Source organism: Bradyrhizobium sp. LA2.1, assembly GCF_040547725.1.
GTDB classification, from domain to species: domain Bacteria; phylum Pseudomonadota; class Alphaproteobacteria; order Rhizobiales; family Xanthobacteraceae; genus Bradyrhizobium; species Bradyrhizobium barranii.
The window spans coordinates 21,413-27,606 of the sequence record NZ_JBEPQI010000051.1; the positions used below are offsets into that span (position 1 = coordinate 21,413).

Consider the following 6,194-nt stretch of genomic DNA (forward strand, 5'->3'; position numbering starts at 1 on the left):
GCGCTGTCGGCTGTCGGCCTTCGTCCGAACTACCGTGGCAACAAAGTCATTAAATTTCAATCAATGCCCACGCGACGCACGGGCGCCGGCCGCTTTAAGAAGTAACGCGCCGGGCGTTTGGAGACCTTTATGAACCGGGATTTCTCGAAATACCCATCAGTCATAATGGCTGAATACAGGGTCGAGGCGGGAGTTTTTCCGTTTTTCCGGCCTTCGATCTCAGTTCTTGTTCGTAACTCTTGCTGAGCGATTTTCGAAATCTCGAACGGCGATAGAGGTCGCTTTTCTTCCTCTAAGACACGCTCTGACAGACCTAAGAACGTGAGACCACCCATGAGACCCGCCTGAAATTCATCCCTGTTATCTTGAATAACAACAACAGCTGTCAACCGGGATCAGCAAAGGCATTGGTTGAAGCTGAATCGTCTGATTCAGAGGCTCGAAAGCAGCTCGTGCGTCTCGGGATCGTGCTCACATTGCAATAAGTTCTCGATGTCTGCTCTGTTAAGCAGTCCCGCGTCCTCAAGCAGTGCAATGGCGTTGTACCGCACTCCATCATCAAAATGGCTTCGCGCCAAGGTTTTCAAGATACTCGCGACGCGATCGGGAAAGATTGATTGACCACTGATCAGGACGGCCGTCCATTCCTCAAACGGCAGCTGGTTTTCCAGAAACGGTGCGGCGTCGCCCGTGCGAACCGCCTCTATCAGTTGGCCGGATAATTCCCGATATGCACGATCCAAAATGAACTTCTGCTCGACAAACGGAATCCAGCGCAGACCCTTCGCCTCGGTCACAATTATCTTTAGGAATTCGATACCTTCGGCGGCCAAGTGATTCTCAGCCGCCAGCGAAAACCCAGACGTCGACACCATTACGGCAGGCAAACCGCCAACGTCCTGCACCAGGGCAATTGTCGAGCCAGCTTTAACGGCGTCGATTGGCCGCTTGTACCGTTTGGCTTCTGCGATAAGGATTGGCTCCGCCTGACTTACCTCAAAAACGCTGATGTCGATCTGACGTCGCACTTTGGTCTTTTGCCCTGGCAATCTGGTGTTGTGCTTCACCAGGTATAGCGGCGGTGGCCAGTATGTCCGAAAGCGTTCTGCAACGGCCTTTTCGTATTCAGTCGGTGTCATGGGGTTTCCGCTTTCACTTCGCTTGTGGGCTTTAAGCCAGAATCGGGCATGGCAAAACCGAGTACTGGCAACAATGCCCACGACGGTGCGTGAACGCCACTGCCAATCGCCAATGCTGGCCGTGCCGAAACTCCAGGGCCGTAATGCGACCTGTGGTGCAATCGTAAAATCGTGAATGCGACTTCACGATCTACTCGGTTCTATCGATACCCTTCTTCCGCTTCCGCGCCCATTTCGAGATCATGGCTATGTCGGCTTGGCCTCGGGACGAATAGGTTTCAATTCGGACTGTGCCGGCACACCCAATGCGCCACATTCTCGCACAAGCGAGCACCCGCCAAACAGCGTGGGCTGAATGTCCAGCTTGTAAACCGCGCCGTGTTGCGGATGTTGTCGATGTGGGTGAGCATGATTGCGGTCATGCGGTTTCCTCCTCTTCTTTTTCAATTTGCAGGGCGCGCGATACGGTCGAGGCGTGACAGCCAAGCAGTGCTGCCAATCTCCCGCAGGCCGCGCCCTTCACCTTGCAGATCCCGCGCGTGCGCGATCTGCTGCTGGCTGAGCTTGAACTTGAGAGCCGGCCTCGCAAATTTGAACAGGACGCTAAGTGGAGTTTCTGCCTGACGGCGGGCACGATAAGCCCGCGAATCAGGAGAGACGATGAACAGACGACCGCGCCGGAACCACATAGCGGCCTTCAAGGCGAAGGTGGCGCTTGCCGCCGTCAAGGGTGACCGGACGATAGCCCAACTGGCCGAGCACTTTGATGTTCACCCCAATCAGATTACGGCCTGGAAGGCCCAGCTCGAAGGCGGGGCATCTGGCGTATTCGGCCCGGGCAGCGCTGCGTCGGCGGCGCCCGCGATCGACGTGAAGTCGCTGCACGCCAAGATCGGAGAGCTGACGCTGGAGAACGATTTTTTAGAAGGAGCGCTCACCAAGGCGGGATTGCTGAGCGCAAAGCGATGATCGACCGTGAGCACGATCTGTCGATCACCAAGCAGGCTGAGGTTCTGCGGATCAGCCGGGGCAGCGTCTATTACCTGCCGCGCCCAGTGCCGGACGCCGATCTCGCGATCATGCGGCGTCTCGACTGGCTACATCTGGAGTATCCCTTCGCCGGTTCGCGTATGCTGCGTGGCCTGCTGGCTTTGCAAGGGTGCAAGGTCGGCCGCCGGCATGTGAAGACGCTCATGCGGCGGATGGGGATAGAAGCGCTCTATCGCCGCCCCCGCACCACCAAGCCTGAGCCCGGCCACAAGATCTATCCGTATCTGCTGCGCGGCATGGAGATCACGCGGCCGAACCAAGTCTGGGCGATGGACATCACCTACATTCCGATGGCGCGCGGCTTCGTCTATCTCGCCGTCGTACTCGATTGGGCGACCCGCCGGGTTCTGTCGTGGCGTCTGTCGATCACGATGGAGGCGGCCTTCTGCGTCGAGACACTGGAGGACGCCCTCGCTCGTCACGGCAAGCCAGAAATCTTCAATACGGACCAGGGCTCGCAGTTCACCGGCGCGGCCTTCACCGGCCTGCTCGCTGGCAACGGCATCGCCATCAGCATGGACGGCAAGGGAGCCTGGCGCGACAACGTCTTCGTCGAGCGGCTGTGGCGCAGCGTCAAATACGAGGAGGTGTACCTGCGAGCCTACGAAACCGTCGGCGAGGCCCGCGCCTCGATCGGCCGATATCTCGACTTCTACAACCGCGCATCAGAACACCCATCTGTCTATGTTGTTGAAGAGAAGAGACTTTGCTGATTGGGATGCGATCCCGTGGGGTATCTTGGGTTCTGTCGCGCTCGTTCGGCGATAGATTGAGCGGCAGTTGTTATCAGCGAGGCGCGGGCGAAGATCCACGGGCCGTCCGATAGCGGATGGAAGGCTTCGATTTCGCCGGCTTCAGCGGCCAGCCGGAGCGTCTTGGGCGCGATCTTCAGGAGCTTTGCGGCGTTGCTAAGGTTGAGCCAGGGTTCGATCCCGTCATCGGCGGGCTTGAACACCGGGAGGTGGTAGCTCGAGCGCATTGATGTGACGCGCTCGCGGGTCCAGCGATTGCCGTTGCCCGTCTTGAGGCCGTTTCGGTTGAGGAGGCCGGCAATCAGATCGTCGCTGGCGATCAGCACCAGTTGACGCACGGCTTGGATAATATCGGCGGAAGTGCTGTTGCGCTGTCCGCGCCGGCGCTTGGGCAAGCGCAACTCGCTGTGAGCGCCACCCACCCAGTGGACGATGAGAACGATCTCGGACGCCGCGTCGTCTATATCGGCCACGACCTCATGGACGAGGGTGCGTACAATGCGCTTCTTGAGACGAGCATCCGTCGTCGGCGCATCCCAGACCGTTTTGAGGTTCGAGGCCAGTACGCCGAGCGAAGCTGGATCAGGAATGGGTGCGGGCGTCGCCGCATCATGCATGGCGATCTTGCCCTCGACCTCCGCCGCGTGAGCGAGTGCCCTGTTCCAGCGCGCTTCCAGCTCACTCGCCACCAACCGGTTCGCGGGGTCAGCGGCATCGTATTGCCGGAAAGCCCGGTCGGCGGCATAGCGCGCCGCTTCCAGATCGCGACTGAGCGCATCGCGCACCTGATCCCGCCGTTCCCTGGCTCCTTCGGCGGCAGCGGTTGCAGCGGCGATAGCGCCCGGACCGACGACGCCAAGCAGTGCTTCCTCGATTGCATCATCGACACGCAATCCGCCGAAGGCGATGCAGTGAGGACCGCCATTGTCCATCCGGGCGCGGCTGCAGCTGTAGCGTGGGATATGGTGCTTCATGCCGGAGTACCGGAGAGTGAGCTTGCGGCCGCAGCGCTTGCACCGGATCAGACCGGCCAGCAGCGCGTCACCATGCTTGGGTGCGCCGTGATGCCGACCGGTGGGAACGTTGCTGCTGACCATGGTGCGGATCGCCTCGAACCTCTCCCAGCTCACATACCCGTCGTGGGTGTTGGGCTTCAGCGCCAGCCATTCGTTCCGCGTCTTGCGGCGGATCTTCACGCTCACGCCCCCGGCGCTGTATCCCGCCGCCACAGCCGTCTTACCATAGGCATAGGCGCCGCCGTAGACCGGGTTCTCAATGATCCGGTGGATGGCGGAGTAACTCGGTCGCCGCCAGGCTGTGTCGCCGTTGGACTGCTTCACTGGTAGATCGAGATTGTACTCGTGGAGCCAGCAGAGCGCCTGTCGCGCGCTGCCCAGTTCCTCGACCTTGTCGAACACCAGCTTGATCGCTTCCTGGACACGCCGATCCGGATCTTTCTCATAACGGTCGCCGGCCTTCACGAAGCCGACGGGCGCCGCCACAACCAACTCGCCCCGGCGCGCCTTCTCGTAGCGGGCCGAGAGCGAGCGTTGGCGCAACAAATCCAGTTCGTACTCGTTGAGGCTGCCCTTGAGCCCGAGCAGCAGGCGGTCGTTGCCGTGCCTTGGCGCATAGATAGTCTCCTGATCGACCAGAACGGTATCGACCACGCGGCACATCTCGATGAGTTGCTGCCAATCCCGGCTGTTGCGGGCGAAGCGCGAGACCTCGCGGGCGCAAACCGCACCAACCTTACCGAGGCAAACCTCCGCTACCATTCGCTCGAAACCGGCGCGTTGCACGCCGCCGGCGGCTGAACGACCGAGATCATCATCGATCACTTCGATCTCTGACCACCCGAGTGCCGTCAGCCGGTCCCGCATGGCGTATTGCAATGCGCTGCTCTCGCGATTGTGCAACACCTGATGTGCTGAGGATTGGCGCACGTAAAGAATCGCCTTACGCTCCAGATGATGAGGCCTGACCTTGTCAGAGATCATGATCGACCCCCTTCGCGGGCGGCGTCGCTGTCATCGCAGCGTGGTCGAGGATCAACTGCGTCATCAGGCTTGTGAGGGCCGCCCGGGCTTCCGCCGGCAACTCCGGCCATGCTGGCGCGCCGATGGCGCCGTTCGGCAGGCCGCTCCCGAACAGATCCATCTGTTGCTGCGGCCGCGGTTGGCGATTGTGTCGGTATCTGCTCCCTGGCATTGCCGTCTGCCGTGACATGGGTCTCTCCCCGATTCTGGTCGTGAGAGGCTCTGGATGCGCTAGAAAGCAGGGCAGCTGATGGCGTTCGATCCATCAACACCAGATCGAGAAGCGCAGAAAGCGCTGCAAGTGCGGTTATGCTGACAAATGGCCGAGCTGCCAAAAGCTCCGCCTCAGGGCATGCCGTCCGGTCGAACATCCATGCTGGAACCTCCAGCCAACGATCTGCTTGCGATCCATCCAGCGTGCAGCGGAAGGCGACATCGCCAGCCTTGTCGACGGCCCCATGAACGCAAACTCGGCAACCAAACCAAGGATGATATCGATAAAGAACCACGCGAAGAGCGGTCCTGTGGGCGTTCTCAAACCTCGTTGTACAATGGTCACCGACCGCACCAAAGCCTTGACGACGCCACACCGGATCAAGCCTACTTCAACCAGCCGCCAGGCCGCTTGGCGGCCTAACCCAGGCAGACGCTCCACTTATCGACGCGGAGATTCTGTTCAGACAAACGGGACCGGCTCTCCTGTCAAGGGATACTCGCTGACGATTCCCATTACCGACACTTCGCGCGCCCCCGAATCGACGGTCATCGACGAGACATACAAGATTGCGATTACCCGCCTCGGGGATCGCATTCGTGTCGGCGGAATGGCCGAAATCTCGGGTTACACCAATGACCTCGTCGAGGCACGCCGGCTAACGCTGGAGTATTCCGTGATGGATCTGTTTCCCGGTGGAGATCCCAAAAACGCGTCCTTCTGGTCAGGGCTACGACCGATGACGCCGGATGGAACGCCAATTATCGGCGGGACCAGAATTAGTAATCTATTCTTGAACACAGGACGTGGCACTCTCGGTTGGACGATGAGTTGCGGCTCCGCACGGGTCATAGCGGACCTTGTCTCTGGTCGAAGGCCTGACATTGAAGCTGCGGATTTCGGACTAGGGCCTGTTTGGATTCATCTTGAATTTATCACGGCGGCGGTGAGGTGGATCATTGCTTCGAAGCTGAGGTCAGTCTTGTCGGCGCGCATGGCG

The 6,194-nt window shown here is 59.9% G+C and carries 5 protein-coding genes and 1 pseudogene; 2 read left to right on the plus strand and 4 right to left on the minus strand.

Translation table 11 applies throughout. The features are described from left to right. Positions 1-56: 56 nt before the first annotated feature. The gene (locus ABIB95_RS45840; RefSeq protein WP_354249031.1) at positions 57-335 is read right to left on the minus strand and encodes an HTH domain-containing protein; all 279 of its coding nucleotides are present in this window, start codon (positions 333-335) and stop codon (positions 57-59) included. Between the two features lie 96 nt (positions 336-431). Next, positions 432-1,139 carry a hypothetical protein gene (locus ABIB95_RS45845; protein WP_354249032.1) on the minus strand — a complete coding sequence of 236 codons (708 nt, stop codon included), beginning with the start codon at positions 1,137-1,139 and terminating at the stop codon, positions 432-434. Between the two features lie 660 nt (positions 1,140-1,799). Here ABIB95_RS45845 and ABIB95_RS45850 point away from each other — a divergent pair. Further along, positions 1,800-2,902 (plus strand): IS3 family transposase gene (locus ABIB95_RS45850; protein ID WP_502917956.1). Its coding sequence is split into 2 segments (ribosomal slippage): positions 1,800-2,055 and positions 2,055-2,902, totalling 1,104 coding nucleotides; the frame shifts between segments, so codons are not numbered across the junction. Here the strand turns inward: ABIB95_RS45850 and ABIB95_RS45855 are convergent. After that, on the minus strand, positions 2,872-4,941 hold the full coding sequence (locus ABIB95_RS45855; RefSeq protein WP_354249033.1) for a recombinase family protein: 2,070 nt from the start codon (positions 4,939-4,941) through the stop codon (positions 2,872-2,874). The two genes, ABIB95_RS45850 and ABIB95_RS45855, sit on opposite strands and share 31 nt — an antisense overlap. Further along, the gene (locus tag ABIB95_RS45860) at positions 4,931-5,101 is read right to left on the minus strand and encodes a hypothetical protein (protein WP_187436520.1); all 171 of its coding nucleotides are present in this window, start codon (positions 5,099-5,101) and stop codon (positions 4,931-4,933) included. Before ABIB95_RS45860 ends, ABIB95_RS45855 begins: the two co-directional genes overlap by 11 nt. Positions 5,102-5,678: 577 nt before the next feature. On the opposite strand from ABIB95_RS45860, the pseudogene ABIB95_RS45865 reads away from it, so the two are divergent. Continuing rightward, positions 5,679-6,101, plus strand: a pseudogene (locus tag ABIB95_RS45865) (FAD-dependent oxidoreductase); the annotation flags it as partial. Positions 6,102-6,194: the final 93 nt, after the last annotated feature.